Source organism: Loktanella sp. DJP18, assembly GCF_049310965.1.
In the GTDB taxonomy this organism is placed as follows: Bacteria; Pseudomonadota; Alphaproteobacteria; order Rhodobacterales; family Rhodobacteraceae; genus Loktanella.
On sequence record NZ_JBMERN010000003.1, the window covers coordinates 17,462 to 41,209 of the forward strand.

The window sequence follows — 23,748 nt, forward strand, 5'->3', positions numbered from 1 at the left end:
TCAGCGCGTGCTTTCCGGTGGGGGTGGGCAGCCTTCGGGGGCGGGGTTGCCGTCAAAGACAACCTCGCCGCAGGCGTTGATCTGGTGCCAGGCATAGGCGCGGCCATCGGGATAGACGGCGACGATCCGGTCGATCCCGTATTGCACGTCGCGCTGGCCAAGAAAGCCGACAGCGACACCGGACTCGAGGTCGGCACCGATCCGGGCAGCGTCGAAGCAGTCGAACCAGCCGGGCGCGACGCGCGGTTCCGCGTCGTCCACGATCTGATAGGTCTCGGTCAGCATGGCGAGGCTGGCGGGCATGGTGTAGCAGGCGCGGTAACGCAGCGGGCTGCTGTCGCTGTCGATGGCGCGGAAGTCGTCGAAGGCCACGGACTCTGCCGCGTCGCTGGTGAGGGAGACCATGTCCACCACGGCGTCTTCGGCCGGCACCTCGACGTAATAGGCGTAGACCTGAAGGTAATAGAGGGCGACACCGGCGATAAGCGCTGTAAGCATGATGAAGACGACCCAGAGTTTCGCGATCACGCCGCCGCCCCGCCCGCCGGGGTCAGCACGAAAGCATCGGCGCAGGCCTTGGCAAGGTTGCGCACCCGCCCGATATAGGCCTGCCGTTCCGTGACCGAGATGACGCCCCGTGCATCAAGCAGGTTGAACACGTGGCTGGCCTTGATCGCCTGATCATAGGCCGGATGCGCCATGCGGATGGTCTTACCGGTCTTGGGATCGACCGCGTCCTGATCCAGGATGCGGGCGCATTCCGCCTCTGCATCCTTGAAGTGTTGCAGCAGCGTGTCCGTGTCCGCGACGTCGAAGTTCCAGCGCGCGTATTCCTGTTCGGTCTGCAGAAAGATGTCGCCATAGGTCAGCGGTGTCGGGGCGTCCGGGGCGTTGAACGGCATATCCATGACGTGATCGACGCCCAGCACATACATCGCCAGACGCTCCAGCCCGTAGGTCAGCTCGCCCGACACGGGGCTGCAATCGTGGCCGCCGACCTGCTGGAAATAGGTGAACTGCGACACCTCCATGCCGTCGCACCAGACCTCCCACCCTAGACCCCAGGCTCCCAGCGTCGGGGATTCCCAGTCGTCCTCGACGAAGCGGATGTCGTGCAGCGTGGCGTCGATGCCGATGGCCTGCAGCGAGCCGAGATAGAGGTCCTGCATGTCCGGCGGCGACGGCTTGATGATGACCTGATACTGGTAATAGTGCTGAAGCCGGTTCGGATTTTCGCCGTAGCGCCCGTCGGTTGGACGCCGCGAGGGCTGGACGTAGGCCGCGGCCCAAGGACGCGATCCCAGCGCGCGCAGGGTCGTCGCCGGGTGGAACGTGCCGGCCCCGACCTCCATGTCGTAGGGTTGCAGCATGGCGCAGCCCTGTGCGGCCCAGTAGGTCTGAAGCCGCAGAATGATCTCCTGGAAACTGCGCGGTTGATCGGCCATGTCGTCCCCTGTCAAACGTCAGCGCTGCATAGGCCGGGCTGTGCGGCGGGTCAATCGTGCCACAGCCGCTTAATTTGGGCGGGAACACGCCGATTTGTGCTGCGCGGGGGGTTGCACCTGTTAGAACGCGCGCGGGTCGGTGGGGCCATGGCGACGATAGGATGACGTGCAACATGAAATCTCTGGCCTTGAGGATCGTTGCAGTGCATCTGGCCGCCCTGCTGCTTGGTACGGCGGCGCAGGCGCAGGACGGGACTTGGATCCAGCTCGAGGCGCAACCGACCCGCACCGCCGCCGAAACCCGTGTGCGTGTCTATGCGGACGAAACCGGAAACGTAGCGGGCTTTGCGCTTGGCAGCTCGTGGTTCGCCATCGTCAGCGGCCCCCATGCGGACCGCGACGCCGCAACGGCGGCCTTGGGCGATCTGCGGCGGGCGGGACTGGCGCCGGGCGACGCCTTCCTGACCGATGGCGAAGGCTTCGGAGAGCAGTTCTGGCCGGTGGCCGGTGCGACGCCCACCGTGCCGCAGACCGACACCGCCGCGGCATCGCCCGATATCGACGCCCCTGCCGCACCGCAGGTGGCAGAGGTTGTCCCGACCCCATCGTTCCCGCCCGACGAAACGGTTCAGGAGGCCCGCGTATCCGAACAGGCGCTGAATCAATCCGAGAAGGAAATGATGCAGACCGCGCTCGCCTGGGCCGGGTTCTACGATTCCACCATCGACGGTGCGTTCGGCCGTGGCACGCGCGGCGCGATGGAGGCGTGGCAGCTTGCACAGGGTTTCACGCCGACCGGCGTGCTGACCACCGCCCAGCGCGCGCAGCTTGTCGGGGCCTATGACGCCGTGCTGGACGGCATGGCCCTGCAACTGGTGCGCAACAGCGCAGCAGGGGTCGAGGTGATGATCCCGACCGGCGTCGTCAGTTTCACCGAGTATGAGCCGCCCTTCGCCCGCTACGGGCCCAAGGGCGACATTCCAGCCCAGGTCCTGCTGATCAGTCAGGACGGCGACCAGAACCGCCTGTTCGGCCTGTATGAAATCCTGCAGACGCTCGCAATCTTTCCGCCCGACGGCGACCGCACGCGTCAGGATGCCAGCTTCGAGATCGCGGGCCAGAACACCGAGGTGCAAAGCTACGTCACCGCCCGCCTTGACGCTGGGCAGATCAAGGGCTTCGCGCTGGTCTGGCCGGCCGGCGACACGGCCCGGTTCAGCCGTCTGCGCGACGAGATGATGAACAGTTTCAACCCCATCGACGGCGTGCTCGACCCCGCCATCGCGCGGCCGGACGAAGATCAGGCCATCGACCTCGTCGCCGGCCTGCAGATCCGCAAGCCGAAGGCGTCGCGCACCGGTTTCTACATCGACGCGACCGGACGCGTGTTGACCGATGCCAGCGCGGTCGCAAGCTGTGACGGAATTAGCATCGACGGCAGCCACCGTGCCACCGTGACCCTGACCGACGACGCCCTCGGCATCGCGGTCCTGACACCGGACGAGGCGCTGTCGCCGTTGTCCGTCGCCGCGTTCCAGACGCAGGTCCCGCGCCTTCAGACCGAGATCGCGGTCGCTGGCTATCCCTACGGCGGCGTCCTCGTCACGCCGACGCTGACCTTTGGACGCCTGGCCGACATTCGCGGGCTGAACGGCGAGGAGGACGTCAAGCGCCTGTCGCTGACCGCCCGCGACGGAGATGCGGGCGGGCCGGTCTTCGACAACGGCGGCGCGGTGCTGGGGATGCTTCTGCCCAAGGGGCCGCAGAACGGCCAGATGCTGCCGCCGGACGTCAGCTTTCTTGTCGATGCGGACCGGATCGTCGCAGCGCTGGACGCCGCCGGGATCGCGACCGACACGACCGACACGCTGGCCTTCATGCCGCCCGAAACCCTGACGCTGCGGGCCGCCGAAAGCACCGTGCTGGTCAGTTGCTGGTGATTGTCTGCGCTGGCCTTGAAAGGATGACGGTGTGCCGCCGATGAAATCGACGTCTCACAGGCTGGGCTGGGTCAAGGCCAATTTCTGGCGCGTCGTTCTGGCCTTCCTGCTGGCGCGCTTTGCGACCCGCGTGTCGGGCATCCTGTTCGCCAGACTTGGAGAAGTCGTCGTCGTGGCCGGTCTGGCGCTGGCTCTTCAGGGTCTCTATTTCGGCATCATCTACAGTTTGCTGGTCAGGCGGTTCTACCCGATGCTGTGCCTTGTGTCCGCCGTGGCCTCCGTTGCGATCGGTCTGCCCTTGTTCCTGATCGGCAGCAGCGGACTGATCGACCCGCGCTGGATGCTGGCCGGACTGCCGGCGACCCTTCTGGCCTTCACGCTTTCGGCATGGTGGCTGCGCGGGCGCAGGCCGCCCGTCAGCCCTGTTTGATAAAGACCGCCATCACTCCCGCCAGAAGCGTGGCGTCAGGATGACCAGCACCACCATGATCTCGAGCCGCCCGATCCACATGGCGGCGGCCAACAGCCATTTCGCGGTGTCGTTCAGCCCCACGAAATTGCCCGCAGGTCCAATCTGGCTGCCCAGACCCGGCCCTACGTTCGCCAGCGCCGTCGCGGCGCCGCTGACAGAGGTGATGAAGTCCAGACCGGTCAGTCCCAACAGCACCGAAAACAGCCCGATCAGCAGGATGAAGGCCACGAACAGCGCCATGACAGAATTCATCACGTCCTGCGCCACCGGACGACCTTCGTAGCGCGGCACGAAGATGCCGTGGGGAGAATGGATCTGACGGATCTGCGCCTTGAGGGACGCGAACAGCAACTGGTAGCGGAACACCTTGATCGAACAGGCCGTCGATCCCGCGCAGCCACCGATCAGGCCGATGAAGAAGAACATGACGATCGGAAACGTCCCCCAGGTCATGTAGTTGGCGCTGGCGTAACCGGTCCCCGAGATGATCGATACGACGTTGAACAGCGACTCGCGGAATGCGACCTCCGTCACCACGCCCTCGCGTCCCCAGACCCAGGCGGTCATCATCAGGACGCAGATCAGGATGATCCAGAAGAACACGCGAATCTGGCTGTCGCGCAACAGGGGACGGCCGGCACCGCCCATCAACTGCACATAGCGCACGAAGGGCAGCGCCGCGCTGATCATGAAGAAGACCGCGACATAATGGATGCCCGCCCCGTAGGTGCCAAAAGACGCATCGGTATTCGCCATGCCCCCCGTCGACAAGGTGGTCATCGCGTGGACCAGCGCATCGAAGCCCGGCATGCCAAGGGCATTGTAGGTCAGCGCGCAGGCAACCGTCAGCCCGACGTAGATGACCGAGATGCGGGACGCGATCTGGCCTGCCCGCGGCAGGATCTTTCCCATCGTCTCGAAGGATTCAGAGCGGAAGATCTGCATGCCGCCGACCCGCAGTTCCGGCAGGAACACCATCGCCACGACGATGATCCCGATGCCGCCCAGCCATTGCAGCGTGCCGCGCCACAGCTTGATCCCCGCAGGCAGCGCCTCCAGCCCGCCCAGCACCGTGGCCCCCGTGGTCGTCAGGCCCGACATCGCCTCGAAATAGGCGTCCGTGAAATCGTTGTTCGTGGCCCCGGTCATGAAGGGGATCGCGCCGAACAGCGGCAGGGTGATCCAGATGGTCGAGGTCAGCAGGAAGGTCTGCCGCACGGTCAGACCGGCGCTGACGCCATTGGCGCAGGCGACGGCAAGAAGGCTCCCGACGAGGGTGGTCAGGATCGCGGCTTCAAGAAAGATCGGCCAATGCCCGTTGCCCGCGATCAGGTCTGCCGCAAACGACGGCAGCATGGTCAGCCCGAGCGTGGCCACCAGCAGGCCGATGACGTATCCGACGGGGCGCAGGTCAATCATCGGACCGGGGTGCATGGCCGCCGCTGTGCTGTCAAGCGGCGGCACGCGCCCGCATCATCCGACGTGGAACAATGTCGCAAAAAGGTGCGGGTCGAGCGACTGCGCGTCGAACGTCGGCCCTTCGGTCAGGACCGACACGGCATCGTGGCTGTGCAGGCTTTCCTGATGGCTCGCCACCACCCGGAAATCGCCGATCCGCCGGTCAAGCTGCAACTGTTCCGCGAAGAGGCGCGCCGCGTCCTCGACGAAGATGGGGTTGGCCGCGTTCAGTTCCGCAAACGCCTGTTCGTCCTCGCGTTTCACCATGACCTGCGTTTCCGTCGGCACCGCGATGCGCGCCAGATCGACGAGATCCTCGAACCACATGACCCCCTGCCCCGGTTCCAGCAACACGGATAGGCGCGCGACGGATCGTTGCGAATGGGGCGTGGCAAGCTGCCCGCGAAACTGTCGGGCATGTTCCGATAGTTCCAGCGAACAGGGACAGGTGCTGGAATAGACGTAGTCCAGATGCACGATCTTGCGCCGCACGCCGCCCTGTTCGACCAGTTCCAGCGCGATGTCGTAATACTGGAACCCGGTCAGCCCGGACCGCAGGCTTTGCATCTTCATCGGGAACGAAAACCGCATCTGGATGCGGGCGTCGAAACTGTCGAGATCGGTCTTGTAGGCGTCAAGCGCGCGCTCGATCACATCGAAGCTGAAGGTTTCCTCGGCATGCTCATAGAAGGTTCGCATGATCCGGGACATGTTGATGCCCTTCTTTTCGGCCTCCAGGCTGACGGTGCCGGTGACGCTGGTTTCCAGCGTCAGATCGCCATTGTCGCGGGTATGGAACCGAATGGGCAGTCGGAAGTTGGAAATCCCGACATGCTGGATGTGTCGCTGTGCGCCGCGGATCAGGCTCGACGGTCCGTTCTGCAGGTCCGGCATCGTCGCGCGATAGGCCGCATCGACCGCAAAGTCCTCCGGGTAGGCGCGGGCAAGGGCCGGATAGTTCGAGACGGCCTGCCCCGGCAGCAGCCGTCCGATCAAGGGGTCGAGGGTCACGATCTCCTCGGCCGTGGCACCGCCCGCCCAGCGGCGCAGCAGGCTGAGTGCCGCCTCGGCCTCGGCCCGGCTGGGCGTGCGTTCCATGTCGCGGGACTGAAGATTCATGACGACGGACCCCTTGATCGGTTCTGAAGACCTTAGATGGTGCGGCCCGGTCCGGTTTCCAATTTTATTGCGACAGATTAACGAAATGCCGCAGTCCAAGGCTGCGACATCTTGTCAGACCGCGTCAAGCGCAGTCATCAGATCCGCGATCAGATCATCCGCGTCTTCCAGTCCCGCCGACAGACGCACCAGTCCCGGACTGATGCCCAACAGGTCCTTTTGTGCTTGCGGCAGACGCTGATGGGTCGTCGTGGCCGGATGCGTGGCGATCGACTTCGCGTCGGCGAAATTGTTCGAGATCGTGATGATCTCGAGCGCGTTCATGAAGGCGAAACACGCGGCCTTGCCGCCCTTCACCTCGAACGCCAGCACGGTGCCGCCCGACGGAGCCTGCGCCAGCGCCAACGCCTGCTGCGGATGCGACGGATGGGTGGGAAAGCGGACGGAAGCGATCTTGGGATGGCCTTCCAGCGCATCCGCGATATTCAGAGCGGTCTCGGACTGCGCGCGGACCCGCAGGTCCAGCGTTTCCAATGCCTTGAGGTGGGTCCAGGCGGTGAAGGGGTTCATCGCCCCGCCGGTGTGCTTCATGTAGGACTCGATCGGGCCACGGATCAGGTCGCGCGACCCGCAGATCGCGCCGCCCAGCATCCGGCCCTGCCCGTCGATATGCTTGGTCGTGGACACGATGGCGATGTCGGCCCCGCAGGCACGGGCATAGGAAAACACCGGCGTCGCCATCGCATCGTCCGCCAGCACCAGCGCGCCGACCGCATGGGCCGCCTGCACGACATGGCGCATGTCCACGACTTCCAGCGTCGGGTTCGAGATGCTTTCGAAGAACACCAGCCGCGTGTCGGGCCGGATCGCCGCATCCCAGGCCGCGTTGTCGCACCCGTCGATCAGCGTGATCTCGACCCCGAACCGCGCCAGGATGTCCTCCAGCACATAAAGGCATGACCCGAACAGTGCGCGCGCCGCCACGACATGATCGCCGGCCTTCAACAGCGCCGTCAGCGCACCGCTGACTGCGGCCATGCCGGACGTGCAGGCAAAGCAGTCCTCATAGCCAAGCAGGTTCGCGATCCGGTCCTCGAACATGCGCACGGTCGGGTTGCCGTAGCGGGCATAGATGAATTCATCGTCACCCAACGACTGGAACCGCGCCTCGGCTTGTTCGGCACTGTCATAGACGAAGCCCTGCGTCAGAAAGACGGCCTCGGACACTTCGCCCCACTTGCTGCGGCGGGTGCCGGCGTGAACGGCCCGCGTCCGCTTGTTCCATTCGGTCATGGCATGCCCTTTCGGCAAAAGAATAGCCCCGACACCATGGGCATCGGAGCAGATCCCCTTACCCTTTTAGCGGAATATTTAACGTGGCCCGCAATCCGGCATCAAATCACCACGGCCCCGGCTTTACGCCCCACCGGCAAAGCCGTCAAGCCGCCGCCCCCTCTTGTGGCAACTCGGACGTGGCGCACCGACGGCGTGAAACAGCGGCGGACGTCGGACACCATCCTAACCGGATGTTTACGCGCATGGGCGTATCCCTTGCCGCAACCGCGCAAGGGGGGTCAGATGAACCAGCAATTCCGCCGCCATCGCTATCCGACCGCCTTCCCGCTGACGGTCACGACCCCGATGGGGCGACAGAAGGCCATGCTGATCGATGTCAATCAGGGCGGTGCGCGTCTGGAATGCGTCGAAAACGTCATGCGCGGCGACCGCCTGACGCTGCATGTGCTGAACGAACAGGTGCCCGCCACGATCCGCTGGGTCGCCGCCCACCGCGTCGGCGTCGCATTCCTGATGCCCGCCCGCCCGGTGCTTGTGGACCTGCTGCGACAGGGCATCCGGGCGACGGTGGCCGGGCGCTACAACTCTGCGGCGCTGCGCGAAATGCGCTAGGGCTTGGGGTCCGCATCGGCATCGGCGTCGTCGATCATGTAGCCACGCACCGCGTAGAACTGCCAGCCCAGAAAGATCATCGACACGACCGGAAAGGCGAAGGTCTCGATCTTGACCCAGACGTCGGTGGATTGCGTCCGCCACAGCCATTCGTTGAACAGCGCAAGCCCCACGCAGAACAGCGCGACCCGCGTCGTCAGGATCATCCAGCCCTTGTGCTCCATCGCCAGCGCGGCACCCATCGCCCATTCCATGTAGGACCGACCGCGCAGCAGGCCGAAACCCAGCACCGCGGCCATCGTGCCGTAGACGATCGAGGTCTTCATCTTGAAGAACCTCTCGTCATTGAACCAGGCTGTCATGCCACCGAAGAAGATCACCATGACCGCAGTGAAGATCTGCATCCGGCTCAGCTCTTTGGTCAGGGCCCACAGCACGCCGATCGCCGCCAAAAGGATCGGGATGAAGATCAGGGTGGCGAAGATGAAACCTGAATACTCGGTCCCCGCGATGGTAAAGACGTCGTCCTTGATCCGCGTGTAGACGATGAAGAAAAGGACCGTCGGTCCCAGTTCAAGCACCTGCTTCAGGATCGGATTGATCTCGCGTGTGGCCATGATGGTCTCCCTCAGCCGCCCATTTCCACGATTACGGCCCCCAAGGCAACCAGTCCCATCAGCGCGGTGCGGCGTTTGCCCACGTGTTCGCCCAGAAACAGCCAGCCGATCAACGCCGCGAACACGGTCGAGGTTTCGCGCAGCACCGCCGCCTCGCCCACCTTGTCGAGCCGTGTGGCCAGCATCACGCCGCCGAACGATAGCCAGGCCACAAACGACCCGACAAGGCCCCGCACGAACAGCGGGCCAAGTGCCGGGCGATCCGTCATCGCCCGCCACCGCCAGGCCGCGAGGAGGGGAAAATCCAGCGCGGTGATGAAGAAGAACCAGGCCAGAAAAGTGAACGGGTCCGTCGCCTGCCGAATGCCGTAGGCGTCGTAGGTCGTGTAGATCGCCACGAGGATACCGGCGGCGAGCGCCCAGAGCAGGCCGATCTTCATGCCCCGCAGGTCGATGTCGTTTTCGTGTAGGTTGACCCAGGCAAGCATCAGGATGCCGCCCGAGAGGCAGGACACGCCCAGCCATTGCACGACGGAGAAATGTTCATGAAAGATGACGCTGGCCGCCAGCACGGTGACCAGCGGCCCCGTGCCGCGCACGACCGGGTAGACCACCGTATAGGCCGCGCGTTCGTAGGACAGCGCCATCGTCACCTTGTAGGCAAAGTGGATCACCAGCGCGCCCAGCAACAATACCGCGACCTGTCCCGTCGGCCAGGGCACGAGGAACAGCGCGACCGGAGCCGAGATCACGATCAGCCCCGCGTCGATCGCGCCCCGCGACAGCCAGGGATCGTGCCGTCCCTTTTGCAACGCCCCAAAGGCCGCATGGGCCACCGCCGACATCAGCGCCAGCAGCGTGGCCAGCCGCGCGCCTTCCGGCGTGCCGGCGATCCCCACCAGAAATTCACCCATGCCGGAGGCCCTTCAGGCGGGAACCCGACAGGCAGGTTCTGGATTGTAAACAAAACATGACGGGATTTTTCAAGGATGTGGGACAGTCTGGCGGGTGAGTTCACGAACGGCTTTTCCGCCGTGCCTTGGTATATTGCACTGACGCGCCTGATATTCGCGGCGGTCTTGGGGGCCGTGATCGGGTATGAGCGCGAGGCGAAGGGCAAACCCGCGGGTCTGCGCACCCATATCCTGGTCGCTGTCGCGGCCTGCCTGTTCAGCATCGTCGGGCAAGAGCTGTCGCAGCTTCAGTTCGACAGCGACGATGTGAAGCGGGTCGATCCGCTGCGCCTGATCGAGGCGGTGACGAGCGGCGTCGCCTTTCTTGCGGCCGGGCTGATCTTCACCTCCGGCGGCAAGGTCCGCAACATCACAACCGGCGCGTCGATGTGGCTGGCGGGGGCGATCGGCCTGGCCTGCGGCGCAGGAGAGGCCATGCTTGGCCTCATGGCGACGTTGATCGTCGTGATCGTGCTCCACGTCCTCGGCCTGACAGAAACGGCCTCGTCCAACGACACCGCAGAATAGACAGCCCCTCAATCCCCAAGTCCCACGAGGGCGCGGGCGAAATCCTCCGGATCGAAGGGGGACAGGTCGTCGATCTGTTCACCCACACCGATGGCGTGGATCGGCAGGCCGAACTTGTCCGCCAGCGCCACGAGGACGCCACCCTTCGCCGTGCCATCGAGTTTTGTCATGATCAGGCCCGACACATCGGCCAGTTCCTGAAACACCTTCACCTGTTGCAGCGCGTTCTGGCCGGTCGTCGCATCCAGCACCAACAGCGTGTTGTGCGGCGCGTCGGGGTCCTTCTTGCGGATCACGCGAACGATCTTGGACAGCTCTTCCATCAGGTCGGCACGGTTCTGCAACCGGCCCGCCGTGTCGATCATCAGCAGGTCCGCACCTTCGGCCTGCGCCCGCGTCATCGCGTCATAGGCCAAAGAAGCGGGGTCGGACCCCTGTGCCGCCGTCATGACCGGCACGCCGGCACGGTCGCCCCATACCTGCAACTGCTCCACCGCCGCCGCGCGAAAGGTGTCGCCAGCGGCAATGACAACCGACTTGCCGGCAGCCTTGAACTGACTGGCCAACTTGCCGATGGTCGTCGTCTTGCCGGACCCGTTCACGCCCACGACCAGCACCACCTGCGGCTTCTGATTGTACAGCGGCATGGGCCGGGCGACCGGCTCCATGATCCGCGTGACCTCGTCCGCGAGCATCTGTTTGATCTCGTCGACCGACAGTCGCTTGCCCATCCGCCCCTCGGCCATGTTGGCGGTGACGCGCAGGGCCGTGTCGACCCCCATGTCGGCGGCAATCAGCAATTCTTCCAACTGTTCGACCATCGCATCGTCAAGGGTCCGGCGCACGACTTCGGGCTGCTCTGCGCCGAACATCCTGCCCAGGATACCGGGCTTCTTGGCCGGTGCAGCCGGGGTATAGGCCTCTGCCGGGATCGGTTCAGGGCTGGGGATCGGCACGATGGGCGGCACGACGGTTGGCCGTGGCGCGGGGCGCGGTGCCTCCATCGGCGGTGCGGTCGGGGCGGGGTCCGGCGCGGTCTCCGTCGTCCCGCCGTCACCGACGATCGCGCCCAGGCCTTCGTCCAGCTTTGACGACGACCGGAACATCCGGTCCTTCAGCTTCTTGAAAAATGCCATAGGGGCTGTCCTGCGCAGGGTTCACGCCCTAGCTAATGCCAAGCCCCGTCAAAGGAAAGGGCGCGGCGGTTGACGCCGCCCACGCGCCCGCGTTTAAACTTGAACCATGTTGCGTGCCCTGTGTCTTGTCGTTTTAGTGTGCCTGCCGGGCGTGACCCGTGCCGAAGGAGGCACGCTGTGCAGCACCGGGCGGTTTGGTCATGTCCAGTGCATCCGGCCTGCGCATTTCGTCCATGACACCTGCCAGGCCATCGATGCCTTCGCACAGGTCAACGATCTGGACCCCGCGTTCTTTGCCCGGCTGATCTGGCAGGAAAGCCGCTTTGACCCCAATGCCCTGTCCCCTGCCCGCGCGCGCGGGATCGCGCAGTTCATCGACAGCACGGCGCAGATGCGGGGCCTGCGCGACAGCCTCAACCCGGCCGAGGCACTGGAGTATTCCGCGCAATACCTCGGCGACCTCGTGCGCCGCTTCGGCAATGTCGGGTTGGCCGCCGTCGCCTACAACGGTGGAGAGGCCCGTGCGGCCGGCCTGATTGCCGGCACCGGCGGGTTGGCGCGCGAAACCATCGATTACGTCCGGATCATCACCGGCAAATCCGCCGAGACCTGGCGCGATGCGCCGCCCGCAGACCCCGATTTCCGCCTGCAGGACGGTGTGCCGTTCCGCGCCGCCTGCCACGACATGGCCCGCAACCGCGCCTTTTCCCGGTTCACACCGCCAGCACCGGTCTATGCGCCGTTCGGCATCCAGATGGCCTATGGCCTGACAGAGGCGGCGGCGCGCAGGTCATTTCGCAACATCACGCGTCAGTGCGCGACGGCGGTGTCCAAAGAGGAATTGCAGATCGTGTTCGTGCGGCACAGGGTCCTTGGCCGAAACGGCTATTACGCAGCGCGACTGGCCGCGGAGACCGGCCGCACGGGCAACCAGACCTGCAACAAGCTGCGCGAACAAGGCTGCCTTTGCGCCGTATATCCCAACTAGATCAAAGCGTTACACTTCGTCCTTGAAGTGGGTCAGAACCGACTTGATCGGGTTCGGTGCCGCCTGACCCAAGCCGCAGATGCTGGCGTCGACCATCACCTCGCACAGGTCGGTCAGCAGGTTCTCATCCCAGTGGTCGGCCTGCATCAGTGTGACCGCCTTTTCGCAGCCGACCCGGCAGGGTGTGCATTGGCCGCAGGATTCGTCGGCAAAGAATTCCAGCATGTTCAGCGCCGCGCCCCGCGCACTGTCCGACTGGCTCAGCACCACGACCGCCGCCGAACCGATGAAGGTGCCGTAGGCCTGCAAGGTGTCGAAATCCAGCGGCACGTCGTCGATGCTGGCGGGCAGCAGGCCAGAGGATGGACCGCCCGGCTGGTAGGCCTTGAAGGTATGACCAACCGCCATGCCTCCTGCCGCGTCGATGATGTCGCGGATCGTGGACCCGGCCGGCAACAGGTAGACGCCGGGCCGGGCCACGCGGCCAGAGACGGAGTAGTTGCGCAACCCCTTGCGGCCATTGTGTTCGACGCCGTTCAGCACCTCTGGCCCCTCGCGCAGCACCTTGGTGACCCAGATCAGCGTCTCGACGTTATGCACCAGCGTGGGACGGTCGAAGATGCCCTTCTGCGCGACGAAGGGCGGGCGGTGACGCGGGATGCCGCGCTTGCCTTCGATGCTTTCGATCATCGCGGATTCCTCGCCGCAGATATAGGCACCGGCCCCGCGTCGCAGATCTACATAGCCGGGCGCGATGATCCCCGCCGCCTCCAGTGCATGAAGTTCGTCCCTTAACAGGCTTATGATTTCTGGATATTCGTCGCGCATGTAGATGTAGACGCGCTCTGCCTCCACCGCCCAGGCGGCGATCAGCATACCCTCGAGGAACAGGTGCGGTGCACGTTCCAGATGCCAGCGGTCCTTGAAGGTCCCCGGCTCGCCCTCATCGCCGTTCACAGCCATCAGGCGTGGGCCGGGTGCGGCGCGCACAAAGCCCCACTTCTTGCCCGACGGAAATCCCGCCCCGCCAAGACCCCGCAGCCCCGACGCCGCCACGCGGTCCTGCACCGTCTCCCAATCGCCGCTGTCGCGCAGGTCCAGCAGGGTCGCGTAGCCGCCTTCGGCGCGGTAGGCATCAAGGCCCTGATAGTCGGGGATCACGGGATGGGTGTGTCCGGCTGCAATCGCCGCCTGCACCTTGTCCATCGTCGCATTGTCGATGAACCGATGCCCCAGATGCAGCGCCGGTGCAGTTTCGCAGCGCCCCATGCAGGGCGCGCGCAACACGCGCACCTGCGCGGGGTCCAGCCCATCGCTCAGCGCCTGTTTCAGCGCCTGTGCGCCGGCCATTTCGCAGGACAGCGATTCGCAGATGCGGATCGTCAGCGCGGGCGGCGGGGCCTCGCCTTCTTTCACCACATCGAAATGCGCGTAGAAGGTCGCGACCTCATAGACCTCGGCCTGGCTCAGCCGCATCTCCTCGGCCAGCGCGCGCAGATGTGCTGCCGACAGACAGCCGTAGCGGTCCTGAATCAAATGCAGGTATTCGATCAGCATGTCACGGGGAAAGGGCCCGTCACCCAGAAGCGCGCGCACCTCGGCCCAGGCGGCATCGTCAAGCTGGCGCCCCTTGGGTGTGCGCCGCCCCTTGCCCTTGCCGGATTTCCAGATCCCGTCCTTTTGATCCAGCGCCATAACAAATCCCCGTCCATCCAATTGCCCGTCCAGCATAGGCCCCCGGCCAACGGCCCGCGACGCAAAAGCGACGGTCGCTGTCCGGGCTACGGTGCGACCAATGATCATGGGCCGGGTTTTGCGAACGGCAATTGCAACATAAGTGCTATAGAAGCCGCGAATCCCTTCATTTCCGCCACGGTCCCGATGATCCTGTTCGCGTTCGCCACCCTGATGCCCTTGCCCCTCATCGCCCTTGCGGCGGGTCTGGGCGGCGTGTGGATCGCGATTGCCCTCATCTACATGACGGCCTTCGCCTACCTGCTCGACCAGCTTGTCGTCATCGCACGGCCAGAGGCGGCGGACCTGCAATCGGAGTTTCCCGCAGCCGACGTGCTGTCGGTGGTGTTGGGCATCGGGCATTTCGCATTGCTGGCGTTGATCGTGGGGTCCATTGGACAAGGCGTGTCCGGCCTGCTGGGCACGCTGGGTCTGATCCTCGCGGGCGGGCTCTATGTCGGGCAGGTCGGTAACGCCAACGCGCACGAACTGATCCACAAGGGCAGCCGCCCGTTGCACCGGCTGGGGCAGTGGATCTACATTTCGCTGCTTTATGGCCACCACACCTCGGCGCATGTGCTGATCCACCACCGCCATGTCGCCACCCCCGACGATCCCGCCACCGCGCGGCTGGGCGAAGGCTTCTGGTCCTATGCCCCGCGCGCCTGGTCCGGCGCCTTCCGCGACGGCTATGCGGCAGAGACGGCGCGTCTTGACAGGGTCGGGCGCAGTCGGTGGCATCATCCCTACGTCACCTATCTGGCCGGAGCTGCCGCCATGCTGCTGGTCGCTGTGCTGATCGGCGGCGGACGCGGCCTGTTCGGCTATCTGGCGCTGGTCGCCTATGCGCAGGTGCAACTGCTGCTGTCCGACTACGTGCAGCATTACGGCCTGATGCGCAGCGTCACTCACGCGGGCCGCCTTGAACCCGTCGGCCCGCGCCACAGCTGGAATGCGCCGCACTGGTTTTCCGGCGCGCTGATGCTGAACGCGCCGCGTCACGCAGATCACCATGCCCACCCGACGCGCCCCTATCCCGCCCTTCGGCTGGACGGCGAAGGTCCGACCCTGCCGCGGTCCCTGCCCGCGATGGCGACGCTGGCCCTGTTTCCACCGCTGTGGCGGCGCGTGATGGACCGCCGCGCGCGGCGCTGGGCGGTTGCATGATCCGGTCCCTGGCTCTTGCGCTGATGATCGCCCCTGCCGCCGCGGCCCAGACCCTCGACGCTGCAGGCTTCAATGCCTACGTCGCCGGCAAGACGCTGACCTTTGCCCTGCCCGACGGCACGACCTTCGGGACAGAGGCCTATGGCACCGACAGGTCCGTTCTCTGGTCGACGACCCCCGGCAGCTGCCAGCAGGGTCAATGGTTTGAACGCGACGGGCTGATCTGTTTTACCTACACCACCGATCCCGCGCCGAAGTGCTGGACCGTCACCCGCACCGACCGGGGATTGCGCGCCGAATCGACCGGCGGCACCGTGCTGTTCGAGGCGACAGAGGCCCCGCAGCCGCTCGTCTGCCCCGGCCCGGAGCTCTTGTCCCGACTTGAGCTCTTGCCCTAAACCGTCACCCGCCCGTCCGCGAATTCGATCTCGACCGATGTGGCATTCGACACGGCCTTTGTCGTGGTCACCACGGCACCATCCGCCCGCACGACCGCATAGCCACGCTTCAGCGTCTCGCGGTAACCCAGCGTTTCGCGCAGGCGGTCCAGCGCGTCCAGCCGCGCGCGGCGCTGGTCCTGATCGCGGGTCGCGCGGTCCATGAGGCGCTGCATCCGTGCGTCCAGCCGTTCGCGGGCACGCGACAGGTCGGGCGGCGTCAGACGCTGGTTCGCAAGCTTTTGCCCCGCATCCCCCAGGCGGCGCCGCAAGGCAGGGTCCAGCCGCGCCGCCAGCGTGTTCAGCCGTCGCCGCTGTTCGCCGATGGCGCGGTGCAGCACGCCGGGACGCAGCGCCGCATCCGCCAGCTTCACCCGCTTTTTCGCCGCCGCCGCCTGCAAGGCCGCGGGCAGGCGTTGGTCCAGATGGTCCAGCCGCTGCCGCGGCCCGGCCAGCAACGCCTCTGGCTGTGGCAGGACCCGCCCCAGATCGCGGACCCGCTGTTGCCGCAGTCCCAGCGTCTGGTTGACCGCCCGCCGCATCCGCGCGCCCTGATTGTCGAGTGTTGCGAACAGGTCCAGCCGCACCGGCACCGCTATTTCCGCCGCCGCCGTGGGCGTGGGCGCACGCCGGTCGCTGACGAAGTCGATCAGCGTAGTGTCCGTCTCATGCCCCACGGCCGAGATCAGCGGGATGCGGCTGTCAAAGGCGGCGCGGGCGACGATTTCCTCGTTGAAGCCCCAAAGGTCCTCCAGCGACCCGCCGCCGCGCGCCACGATGATCAGGTCGGGGCGCGGCAAGGCACCGCCCGGCGTCATCGCGTTGAAGCCCCGGATCGCCGCCGCGACCTCTGGCGCACAGCGGGCGCCCTGCACGGCGACCGGCCAGACCAGAACCTTGCGGGGGAACCGGTCCCGCAGGCGGTGCAGTATGTCGCGGATCACGGCACCGGATGGCGAAGTGACGACGCCAATGATCTCTGGCAGGAACGGCAGCGGGCGCTTGTGCGCGGGATCGAACAACCCTTCAGCCTGCAACGCCGCCTTGCGCTTTTCCAGCATCGCCATCAGCGCGCCCGCCCCGGCGGGGACGATGTCCTCGATGATGATCTGGTACTTCGACTGGCCGGGGAAGGTCGTCAGCTTGCCGGTGGCGATGACCTCCATCCCCTCCTCCGGCCGCTGCGCCAGCGCCTCGGCCCGCCCTTTCCAGATGATGCCCGATATCACGGCGCGGTCATCCTTGAGGTCCAGATACAGGTGCCCGGACCGCGGCTGCGACACGCGCCCGACCTCGCCCCGAATGCGGACGTGGCCGAACTCGCCTTCGATCGCGGCCTTCACCGCGCCCGAAATCTCGCTTACGGTGTATTCCGGCGCGTTGCTGGCCGGGGTGTCCTGTTCGAAAAGGTCCATCGGGCTGCCCTTGTGTTTTCTTGGGCCGACCTTAGAACGCAACGCAACCAAGGCCAAGCGGAGACACCCCATGAACATCCTGATCCTGGGCGGCGGCGGGCGCGAACATGCGCTGGCCTGGGCGATCAAGCAGAACCCCAAGTGTGACCGCCTGATCGTGGCACCGGGCAATGCGGGGATTGCGCTGGTAGCCGAATGTGCAGACATCGACATCCTCGATGGCGCAGCGGTAGTCGATTTCGCGGCCGAGAATGCCGTGGACTTCGTGGTCATCGGGCCGGAAGGTCCCTTGGCCGCCGGTATCGCCGATGCCTGTCGCGCGGCAGGACTTTCAGTTTTCGGACCTTCGGCCGCCGCAGCGCGCCTGGAATCGTCTAAATCTTTCACAAAAGCGATCTGTGACGCTTGCGACGCACCGACAGCTGCCTATGCGCACTTCAGCCACGCGGATGACGCGCGCGACTACGTCAGGACCCAGGGGGTCCCCATCGTGATCAAGGCCGACGGTCTGGCCGCCGGCAAGGGCGTCGTCGTCGCCATGACCGAAGCCGAAGCGCTGGACGCCATCGACGACATGATGGGTGGCCAGTTCGGCGATGCCGGCGCAGAGGTCGTGATTGAGGAGTTCATGGACGGCGAGGAAGCGTCGTTCTTCGTCCTCTGCGACGGCAAGACAGTTCTGCCGATCGGCACCGCGCAGGACCACAAGCGTGTCGGCGACGGCGACACCGGCCCCAATACCGGCGGCATGGGAGCCTACGCCCCCGCCCCTGTGATGACCGAGGCCGTCACGCAGAAGGCCCTCGACCGGATTGTGCGTCCGACGATGGCGGCGATGGCCGCGCGCGGCACGCCTTTTACCGGCGTCCTGTTCGTCGGGCTGATGATCAAGAACGGGGAACCCCGCCTGGTGGAGTTCAACGTCCGTTTTGGCGATCCGGAATGTCAGGGGCTGATGATGCGGCTGGGCGGCCAGATCCTCGATCTGCTGCAGGCCTGTGCCGAGGGGCGACTGGACGCCCAGCAGGTCCATTGGGCCGACGATCATGCGTTGACCGTTGTCATCGCCGCCAATGGCTATCCGGGCGACTACGCCAAGGGCAGCCGAATCGACGGCCTGCACGACCTGCCAGAGGACAGCTTTCACATGACGTTCCACGCCGGCACCACCACGGACGACGATGGCCACCTTGTGGCGACAGGAGGCCGTGTGCTCGGCATCACTGGGCGGGGCGCGACATTGGCCGAGGCCCACGCCCGCGCCTATGCAATGGTCGATGCGATCGATTGGCCAGACGGCTTCTGTCGGCGCGACATCGGCTGGCGTGCGCTGACCTGACCATCGCAGCCGACCCTTCGGCGAAAGTTCGGACTGCTCAAAAAGAAAGGCCGCACCCTCCCAAGTGCGGCCTTTCCTCCTCCCTGATAGATCGGGCTTACGCCGCGCGACCCACCAGAACCGAACCGATCTCTTCCGCGGCGGCCTTCTCGTCGTTGCCGGCCACGGCGGCGATCTCGCGCGTCAGACGCTCCAGAGCAGCCTCGTAAAGCTGACGCTCGGAATAGCTCTGCTCGCGCTGATCGTCCGCACGATGCAGGTCGCGCACGACTTCCGCAATAGCAATAAGATCGCCGGAGTTGATCTTCTGCTCATATTCTTGCGCACGGCGCGACCACATGGCCTTCTTGACCTTGGCCTTGCCGCGCAGGGTCTTCATCGCGTGGCTGACGACGTCGGGTGTCGACAGGGCGCGCATGCCCACTTCGGTCGCCTTGTGGGTCGGCACCCGCAGGGTCATCTTGTCCTTTTCGAAGGCGATCACGAACAGCTCCAGTTCGAAACCCGCCACTTCCTGCGTCTCGACCGAGACGATCTTGCCCACACCGTGGGCTGGATAGACGACGAAATCGTTGGGCTGGAAATCTTTCTTCTTCGACTTGCTCATGGCAATCCTTTCTGTGACCCGGACGTCAAAAAACCCCGGCGGCGACATCAGTCATCGTCAGGGGTTCGCACACGAATTATGGGTCAGGTCATTGGCGGCATTGATTAAAGAATACCACAAAATCCACCCGCGCGAAAGCCCGGTGAATCAAGGAAGAAATGATAACGCGATCAAAGAGTTGCAACAGCAACTGGCGCGAATCAGCCGCCCTCGCCTGGGGCTTCGGAAAACAGGTCCATCTTGCCGGTCTTGCCGTCCATCTCCTCTGCGCCCGGCAGCGGATCCTTCTTGGTGATGATGACCGGCCATTTCTCCGAGTACTTGCGATTGAACTCGACCCACTTCTCCATGTCTGGCTCCGTATCCGGACGGATCGCGTCGGCGGGACATTCGGGTTCGCAAACGCCGCAGTCGATGCATTCGTCAGGATGGATCACCAGCATGTTCTCGCCTTCGTAGAAGCAGTCCACCGGGCAGACTTCGACGCAGTCGGTGTATTTGCAGGCGATGCAGTTGTCGTTGACGATATAGGTCATGGTCGTTCATCCTGGGCGCGTTTGGGGGTCTTGCTAGGCCAGCGGGCGGGATCATTCAAGCGCGAATGGATCGTCGCGCCCCTTGGCCGCATCCATGTCGCGGCGGTCCTTGCCCGTAGGCCGTCCGCCGCCGTCGAACCGGGGATTGATTGGCGCACGCACCACGACCGGCGACAGGTCGTCGAAAAGCGCCTGCGCCTCGACCGCCGGGCCGCGCCGAGTGCCGCAGGCGCGAATTCGGACGACCCGCACGTCGCGTTCCTGCGGAAAGGTCAGCACCTGCCCCGGCCCCACGGCGCGGGCGGGTTTCGACACCGGCGTGCCGTCGACCCGCACCGGGCCTGCCGTCACGACGGCGGCTGCGATACTGCGCGACTTGAAGAACCGCGCCTGCCACAACCACTTGTCGAGCCGGATCGTGTCACCGGGTTCGGTCAATCCGCCTTGAACCCCTGCAGCGCCGCGGCAAAGGGGTTGTCCGGGTCGATCTTCTTTTCCACCCGCTGCGGCTTGGCCGCGAATTTCTGCGGCTTGTCGTCAGACTTCGGACCCCGCTTGCCTTGCGGCTTGCCGCGACGAGGCTTGTCACCGGCAGCACCTTCGGCCTTGCGCGGGGCATCGTTGCGGCGACCAGCGGGCTTGCCGCCCTGACGCGCGGCGCGACCCCCCCAGGTGAAGGTGTAAAAGGTCTCCATCTCGGGCGCGGCCTCGCCAGCCTCGACGATTCCGGTCGTCGAATCGCCGATCGCGTCAAGCTGCGCCGGTGCCGTGGGCGGCATCGGCGGCACGTCCGTCGGCGCATCGCCGGGAACCGTCGTCGGCTCGTCCGGCACGGGCGGCACGTCGGGCCCGGGTGCCTCGCCCGGTTCGGTCGGCACACCTTCGCCGGGTGCGTCGCCGGGCGCATCTGCGGGACGGTCGGGGATCGGCTTTGCCGCCTTCACCTTCGCGCGTTCGCCCTTTTCCGCATGGTAGCCAAGGCCGCTCATCAGGTCGGCAAACTGGTCCAGCGTCGTGCCCGTGATCGACAGCATGTCCGGCACCGCCTCGAACCCGGCCTTGCTGTCGCGGTCGCGCAGCATGTCGGCCAGACGCTCCAGCATGTCGATGCGGATGGCGCGCGCGCCGGCGGCCCGGTAGCCCGCCATCGTGTAATAGCCCTGCACCGCATCTGTCGCGGCCGGCAACGTTACCAGACCCGGCGGCGGGCTTTCGGGGAATTCCTGCAAGTCCTTCGCCAGCGACCACAGGACCAACCGCAGCCGCGTCGGCGCTGGCTTCAGCAGCAGAGGCAGAAAGATCGTGAACTGGCCAAAGCGGATGCCATGCTTGCGCAAACTGCCCCGCGCCTCCTGGTCCAGCGCCTTGACTTCTTCGACCACCTCACCGCGCGGGATGATGCCAAAGTGTTCCGCCATGCGGTAGGCGAATCCCTTGGCCGATCCGGTCAGCGTGTCGTCGTTCTTCAGCGCCAGCAGCGGCTCGAACGCCGTTGCGACCTTGCGGTCGATGAAATGCTGCAAGCGGCGCTGCACCTTGGCGGCGACATCCGGTCCCGCCTCGTCATCGACAAAGGCCACGACGCGCGGTTTCAATGGATCGTCACCTGCCGCAAGCTTGCCGACCGCGTCGGATCCCCACATCAGGCCGCCCTGCTCGGTGAAATCCATTTCGGTGTCGGGCGCGTTGTAGAACCGGTCCGCCCGCAGGTGAAAGTGCGGCACCAGTGCCTGCGCACTCGCCTGTCGCAGCGTCTTGGCCTCGTCCGGGCTGCCCGCCTTGTCCATGCGAAAGCGGAAGCCTTCGAGACGGCCGATGAATTCGCCCTCGACCGTCACTTCGCCCTTGTCGTTCACGTCAGCCAAGAGGCTCTCCTTCTGTTTGAGCCGGCGGAGCAATACGGATGTGCGCCGGTCCACGAATCTTTGCGCCAATGCGCCGTGCAGCGCATCCGATAGGCGATCTTCTACAGCGCGGGTCTGGTCGCGCCAATGGTTTTCGTCCCGCAACCAGCCTCTGCGCTGCGCCACATAGGTCCATGTGCGAATATATGCCAACCGTTTCGACAGCGTGTCGATGTCGCCATCATCCCGGTCGATCCGCGCAACCTGCAGGGCGAACCAGTTTTCGTCGATATGACCGAACTGGTGCAGGTCGGTGAATATACGCATAAGAAGGCCCGCGTGTTCCCCTTTGCTGATCCCGCGAAAGTCAGGCACGCGGCACACATCCCACAAAAGCCGCACCGACGGGCCGTCGCTGGCACGGGCGGCCACGATTTCGTCCTGGCCCAGCGCGCGCAGGGCGGCCAGGTCGTCGCTTTCCCGCACGCGGGTCAGCCAGTCGTTGTCGGTCCGCGCCTCCAGTGTCTGCAACAGCCGCTTGACCGACCCGAATTGCAGGTCCGAATTGCGCCATTGCAGCTTTTTCACCGGCTGGAACTGGTGGTTGACGATCTGGTTCACGACACCCTCGTCCAGCTCCTGCGCCTCGCCCGTCACGCCGAAGGAACCGGCCGCCAGATGTCGTCCGGCGCGTCCCGCGATCTGCGCCAGCTCGTCCGGGCGCAATTCGCGCATCCGGTGTCCGTCGAATTTCGTCGTCGCCGAAAAGGCGACATGCTTGATGTCGAGGTTCAGACCCATCCCGATCGCATCCGTGGCGACAAGGTAATCCACGTCGCCATTCTGGTACATCTCGACCTGCGCGTTGCGCGTTCGGGGCGACAGCGCCCCCATGACGACGGCCGCCCCGCCCTTCTGGCGGCGGATCAACTCTGCGATGGCATAGCAGTTCTCGACCGAAAACCCGACGATGGCCGACCGGGCGGGCATGCGGCTGATCTTCTTCGATCCGGTATAGGTCAGTTCGGAAAATCGCTCGCGGCGCTGGATCGTCACCTGCGGGATCATCGCCACGATCGCCTGCCGCATGGTGTCGGCCCCCATGAACAGCGTCTCGTGCAATCCGCGCGCGTGCAGCAACCGATCGGTAAAGACGTGGCCCCGTTCGGGATCGGCGCACAACTGGATTTCATCGACCGCAAGGAAGTCGCAGCCCAGACCGTCCGGCATCGCCTCGACCGTGCAGACCCAGTAGGCGGTGCGCGGCGGCACGATCCGCTCCTCGCCCGTGACCAGCGCCACGACGCCGGGGCCGCGGGCCTTGACGATGCGGTCATAGACCTCGCGCGCCAGCAGGCGCAGCGGCAGGCCGATGACGCCCGTGCGATGGCCCAGCATCCGTTCGATCGCATAGTGAGTCTTGCCGGTGTTTGTCGGCCCAAGAACGGCCGTCACGCGGGATGGTTGCATTGTCGTCCCCGCAGGGGCGGTCGGGGCTTACAGCGCCAGACCGTCCAATTTGACTGAAACGCGGTCGACGGCGTCCTGGACACCCACCGCGTGGGGCGCAATCGACAGGATTTCACGATAGACCTCAAGGGCCTCTGACGGGCGATCCAGTTCATCAAGGATCACGGCAAGCCCGCTCATCGCGCCGAAGTGGCGCGGATTCAGCGCCAGCGTGCGCTCGATGTCCGCCAGCGACGGCCCGATCTGTCCCGACATGTAAAAGGCGGTCGCGCGCCCGTTGTAGCCTTCGGCGAATTCGGGGGCGTGGTCGATCAACGCGCTGAAGTGCTGGATGGCAAGGTCGTGTTCGCCCGCCTCCATCGCATCCTCGCCGCGCCGCAACAGCAGGTCCATCGCCGCAGAACCGCTCCGCGCCCATTGCGCGGCGATCTGGCCCTGGATCTGCCCCGTTTCTTCTTCATCCGCCTCGGCCAGCCGGTCGAACAACGCGTCGAGCTCTGCCGTCTGCCCAAGGGCGGGCTGAACCAGCGTCAGCCCCAGCATAAATGCCGCAGCGGCACGATTGATGACTTTTCTATCCTTGGTCATACCTGCAATGTAACGTAACCCGCGCCCGATACCAGTGGCGCACTCTC

At 65.3% G+C, this 23,748-nt stretch carries 23 protein-coding genes and 1 riboswitch; of the genes, 8 read left to right on the top strand and 15 right to left on the bottom strand.

Going from position 1 to position 23,748, the window contains the following annotated elements:
• Both ACOI1H_RS01260 and ACOI1H_RS01265 read right to left on the bottom strand, forming a co-directional pair.
• Window positions 1-525 (bottom strand): DUF6446 family protein, encoded by a 525-nt coding sequence (locus ACOI1H_RS01260; protein WP_422434990.1) that lies wholly within the window; start codon window positions 523-525, stop codon window positions 1-3.
• Window positions 525-1,445, bottom strand: a complete 921-nt coding sequence (locus ACOI1H_RS01265) for a glycine--tRNA ligase subunit alpha (protein WP_422434902.1) — start codon at window positions 1,443-1,445, stop codon at window positions 525-527. Before ACOI1H_RS01265 ends, ACOI1H_RS01260 begins: the two co-directional genes overlap by 1 nt.
• 173 nt (window positions 1,446-1,618) lie before the next feature.
• Between ACOI1H_RS01265 and ACOI1H_RS01270 the strand changes: the two genes are divergently transcribed.
• Together ACOI1H_RS01270 and ACOI1H_RS01275 are read left to right on the top strand one after the other, a co-directional pair.
• A complete protein-coding gene (locus tag ACOI1H_RS01270; RefSeq protein ID WP_422434903.1) occupies window positions 1,619-3,385 on the top strand; it encodes a serine protease in 1,767 nt (588 codons plus the stop codon).
• A gap of 40 nt (window positions 3,386-3,425) precedes the next feature.
• The gene (locus tag ACOI1H_RS01275) at window positions 3,426-3,815 is read left to right on the top strand and encodes a hypothetical protein (protein WP_422434904.1); all 390 of its coding nucleotides are present in this window, start codon (window positions 3,426-3,428) and stop codon (window positions 3,813-3,815) included.
• A 12-nt stretch (window positions 3,816-3,827) separates the two neighbouring features.
• Here the strand turns inward: ACOI1H_RS01275 and ACOI1H_RS01280 are convergent, their stop codons facing one another.
• The 3 genes from ACOI1H_RS01280 to ACOI1H_RS01290 all read right to left on the bottom strand — a co-directional run bounded on the left by ACOI1H_RS01280 (window position 3,828) and on the right by ACOI1H_RS01290 (window position 7,727).
• A complete protein-coding gene (locus tag ACOI1H_RS01280; protein ID WP_422434991.1) occupies window positions 3,828-5,276 on the bottom strand; it encodes a TrkH family potassium uptake protein in 1,449 nt (482 codons plus the stop codon).
• Window positions 5,277-5,330: 54 nt separating this feature from the next.
• Window positions 5,331-6,434 (bottom strand): GTP cyclohydrolase FolE2, encoded by a 1,104-nt coding sequence (folE2, locus tag ACOI1H_RS01285; protein ID WP_422434905.1) that lies wholly within the window; start codon window positions 6,432-6,434, stop codon window positions 5,331-5,333.
• A gap of 114 nt (window positions 6,435-6,548) precedes the next feature.
• On the bottom strand, window positions 6,549-7,727 hold the full coding sequence (locus ACOI1H_RS01290; RefSeq protein WP_422434906.1) for an aminotransferase class V-fold PLP-dependent enzyme: 1,179 nt from the start codon (window positions 7,725-7,727) through the stop codon (window positions 6,549-6,551).
• Between the two features lie 45 nt (window positions 7,728-7,772).
• A riboswitch (SAM riboswitch) is annotated at window positions 7,773-7,850 on the bottom strand.
• Window positions 7,851-8,012: 162 nt separating this feature from the next.
• Here ACOI1H_RS01290 and ACOI1H_RS01295 point away from each other — a divergent pair.
• Complete coding sequence (locus ACOI1H_RS01295; protein ID WP_422434907.1) at window positions 8,013-8,342, top strand: PilZ domain-containing protein; 330 nt, start codon at window positions 8,013-8,015, stop codon at window positions 8,340-8,342.
• Here the strand turns inward: ACOI1H_RS01295 and ACOI1H_RS01300 are convergent.
• Both ACOI1H_RS01300 and ACOI1H_RS01305 read right to left on the bottom strand, forming a co-directional pair.
• Window positions 8,339-8,959: an inner membrane-spanning protein YciB gene (locus ACOI1H_RS01300; RefSeq protein ID WP_422434908.1), complete on the bottom strand. Its 621-nt coding sequence runs from the start codon at window positions 8,957-8,959 to the stop codon at window positions 8,339-8,341. The genes ACOI1H_RS01295 and ACOI1H_RS01300 overlap by 4 nt on opposite strands.
• Window positions 8,960-8,970: 11 nt before the next feature.
• Window positions 8,971-9,873, bottom strand: a complete 903-nt coding sequence (locus ACOI1H_RS01305) for a DMT family transporter (protein WP_422434909.1) — start codon at window positions 9,871-9,873, stop codon at window positions 8,971-8,973.
• Window positions 9,874-9,948: 75 nt separating this feature from the next.
• Between ACOI1H_RS01305 and ACOI1H_RS01310 the strand changes: the two genes are divergently transcribed.
• Complete coding sequence (locus ACOI1H_RS01310; RefSeq protein ID WP_422434910.1) at window positions 9,949-10,440, top strand: MgtC/SapB family protein; 492 nt, start codon at window positions 9,949-9,951, stop codon at window positions 10,438-10,440.
• Window positions 10,441-10,448: 8 nt separating this feature from the next.
• Here ACOI1H_RS01310 and ftsY read toward each other — a convergent pair whose 3' ends face one another.
• The gene (gene ftsY, locus ACOI1H_RS01315) at window positions 10,449-11,576 is read right to left on the bottom strand and encodes a signal recognition particle-docking protein FtsY (RefSeq protein ID WP_422434911.1); all 1,128 of its coding nucleotides are present in this window, start codon (window positions 11,574-11,576) and stop codon (window positions 10,449-10,451) included.
• A 151-nt stretch (window positions 11,577-11,727) separates the two neighbouring features.
• Here ftsY and ACOI1H_RS01320 point away from each other — a divergent pair, with 151 nt between their 5' ends.
• Window positions 11,728-12,564 (top strand): lytic transglycosylase domain-containing protein, encoded by an 837-nt coding sequence (locus tag ACOI1H_RS01320; protein ID WP_422434912.1) that lies wholly within the window; start codon window positions 11,728-11,730, stop codon window positions 12,562-12,564.
• Between the two features lie 9 nt (window positions 12,565-12,573).
• Here the strand turns inward: ACOI1H_RS01320 and ACOI1H_RS01325 are convergent, their stop codons facing one another.
• Window positions 12,574-14,259: an NAD(P)H-dependent oxidoreductase subunit E gene (locus tag ACOI1H_RS01325; protein ID WP_422434913.1), complete on the bottom strand. Its 1,686-nt coding sequence runs from the start codon at window positions 14,257-14,259 to the stop codon at window positions 12,574-12,576.
• A gap of 186 nt (window positions 14,260-14,445) precedes the next feature.
• On the opposite strand from ACOI1H_RS01325, the gene ACOI1H_RS01330 reads away from it, so the two are divergent.
• The gene (locus tag ACOI1H_RS01330; protein ID WP_422434914.1) at window positions 14,446-15,465 is read left to right on the top strand and encodes an alkane 1-monooxygenase; all 1,020 of its coding nucleotides are present in this window, start codon (window positions 14,446-14,448) and stop codon (window positions 15,463-15,465) included.
• Complete coding sequence (locus tag ACOI1H_RS01335) at window positions 15,462-15,863, top strand: hypothetical protein (RefSeq protein WP_422434915.1); 402 nt, start codon at window positions 15,462-15,464, stop codon at window positions 15,861-15,863. The genes ACOI1H_RS01330 and ACOI1H_RS01335 overlap by 4 nt, the downstream gene beginning before the upstream one ends.
• Here the strand turns inward: ACOI1H_RS01335 and xseA are convergent.
• Window positions 15,860-17,317 (bottom strand): exodeoxyribonuclease VII large subunit, encoded by a 1,458-nt coding sequence (gene xseA / locus ACOI1H_RS01340; RefSeq protein WP_422434916.1) that lies wholly within the window; start codon window positions 17,315-17,317, stop codon window positions 15,860-15,862. The two genes, ACOI1H_RS01335 and xseA, sit on opposite strands and share 4 nt — an antisense overlap.
• Window positions 17,318-17,387: 70 nt before the next feature.
• Between xseA and purD the strand changes: the two genes are divergently transcribed.
• A complete protein-coding gene (gene purD / locus ACOI1H_RS01345; RefSeq protein WP_422434917.1) occupies window positions 17,388-18,656 on the top strand; it encodes a phosphoribosylamine--glycine ligase in 1,269 nt (422 codons plus the stop codon).
• 97 nt (window positions 18,657-18,753) lie between these two features.
• Here purD and ACOI1H_RS01350 read toward each other — a convergent pair whose 3' ends face one another.
• From ACOI1H_RS01350 to ACOI1H_RS01370, 5 genes are all read right to left on the bottom strand, one after another.
• Window positions 18,754-19,263, bottom strand: coding sequence for a CarD family transcriptional regulator (locus ACOI1H_RS01350; RefSeq protein WP_237063199.1), 510 nt, complete (start codon window positions 19,261-19,263; stop codon window positions 18,754-18,756).
• Window positions 19,264-19,463: 200 nt separating this feature from the next.
• A complete protein-coding gene (gene fdxA, locus ACOI1H_RS01355) occupies window positions 19,464-19,799 on the bottom strand; it encodes a ferredoxin FdxA (RefSeq protein ID WP_422434918.1) in 336 nt (111 codons plus the stop codon).
• A gap of 51 nt (window positions 19,800-19,850) precedes the next feature.
• Complete coding sequence (locus tag ACOI1H_RS01360; RefSeq protein WP_422434919.1) at window positions 19,851-20,237, bottom strand: RNA-binding S4 domain-containing protein; 387 nt, start codon at window positions 20,235-20,237, stop codon at window positions 19,851-19,853.
• Window positions 20,234-23,113: a helicase-related protein gene (locus tag ACOI1H_RS01365; protein WP_422434920.1), complete on the bottom strand. Its 2,880-nt coding sequence runs from the start codon at window positions 23,111-23,113 to the stop codon at window positions 20,234-20,236. The genes ACOI1H_RS01360 and ACOI1H_RS01365 overlap by 4 nt, the downstream gene beginning before the upstream one ends.
• A gap of 27 nt (window positions 23,114-23,140) precedes the next feature.
• Entirely contained in the window at window positions 23,141-23,701 is a 561-nt protein-coding gene (locus ACOI1H_RS01370; RefSeq protein ID WP_422434921.1) for a tetratricopeptide repeat protein, read from the bottom strand.
• Between the last annotated feature and the right edge of the window lie 47 nt (window positions 23,702-23,748).

Bases quoted from the DNA above. Each gene is read 5' to 3' on its own strand.
- ACOI1H_RS01335 (WP_422434915.1), top strand. From the start codon at position 15,462: ATGATCCGGTCCCTGGCTCTTGCGCTGATGATCGCCCCTGCCGCCGCG.
- ACOI1H_RS01325 (WP_422434913.1), bottom strand. From the start codon at position 14,259: ATGGCGCTGGATCAAAAGGACGGGATCTGGAAATCCGGCAAGGGCAAG.
- ftsY (WP_422434911.1), bottom strand. From the start codon at position 11,576: ATGGCATTTTTCAAGAAGCTGAAGGACCGGATGTTCCGGTCGTCGTCA.
- xseA (WP_422434916.1), bottom strand. From the start codon at position 17,317: ATGGACCTTTTCGAACAGGACACCCCGGCCAGCAACGCGCCGGAATAC.
- ACOI1H_RS01305 (WP_422434909.1), bottom strand. From the start codon at position 9,873: ATGGGTGAATTTCTGGTGGGGATCGCCGGCACGCCGGAAGGCGCGCGG.
- ACOI1H_RS01370 (WP_422434921.1), bottom strand. From the start codon at position 23,701: ATGACCAAGGATAGAAAAGTCATCAATCGTGCCGCTGCGGCATTTATG.
- ACOI1H_RS01350 (WP_237063199.1), bottom strand. From the start codon at position 19,263: ATGAGCAAGTCGAAGAAGAAAGATTTCCAGCCCAACGATTTCGTCGTC.
- ACOI1H_RS01365 (WP_422434920.1), bottom strand. From the start codon at position 23,113: ATGCAACCATCCCGCGTGACGGCCGTTCTTGGGCCGACAAACACCGGC.
- purD (WP_422434917.1), top strand. From the start codon at position 17,388: ATGAACATCCTGATCCTGGGCGGCGGCGGGCGCGAACATGCGCTGGCC.
- ACOI1H_RS01300 (WP_422434908.1), bottom strand. From the start codon at position 8,959: ATGGCCACACGCGAGATCAATCCGATCCTGAAGCAGGTGCTTGAACTG.
- ACOI1H_RS01270 (WP_422434903.1), top strand. From the start codon at position 1,619: ATGAAATCTCTGGCCTTGAGGATCGTTGCAGTGCATCTGGCCGCCCTG.
- fdxA (WP_422434918.1), bottom strand. From the start codon at position 19,799: ATGACCTATATCGTCAACGACAACTGCATCGCCTGCAAATACACCGAC.
- ACOI1H_RS01310 (WP_422434910.1), top strand. From the start codon at position 9,949: ATGTGGGACAGTCTGGCGGGTGAGTTCACGAACGGCTTTTCCGCCGTG.
- ACOI1H_RS01330 (WP_422434914.1), top strand. From the start codon at position 14,446: ATGATCCTGTTCGCGTTCGCCACCCTGATGCCCTTGCCCCTCATCGCC.
- ACOI1H_RS01290 (WP_422434906.1), bottom strand. From the start codon at position 7,727: ATGACCGAATGGAACAAGCGGACGCGGGCCGTTCACGCCGGCACCCGC.
- ACOI1H_RS01265 (WP_422434902.1), bottom strand. From the start codon at position 1,445: ATGGCCGATCAACCGCGCAGTTTCCAGGAGATCATTCTGCGGCTTCAG.
- folE2 (WP_422434905.1), bottom strand. From the start codon at position 6,434: ATGAATCTTCAGTCCCGCGACATGGAACGCACGCCCAGCCGGGCCGAG.
- ACOI1H_RS01280 (WP_422434991.1), bottom strand. From the start codon at position 5,276: ATGATTGACCTGCGCCCCGTCGGATACGTCATCGGCCTGCTGGTGGCC.
- ACOI1H_RS01295 (WP_422434907.1), top strand. From the start codon at position 8,013: ATGAACCAGCAATTCCGCCGCCATCGCTATCCGACCGCCTTCCCGCTG.
- ACOI1H_RS01275 (WP_422434904.1), top strand. From the start codon at position 3,426: ATGAAATCGACGTCTCACAGGCTGGGCTGGGTCAAGGCCAATTTCTGG.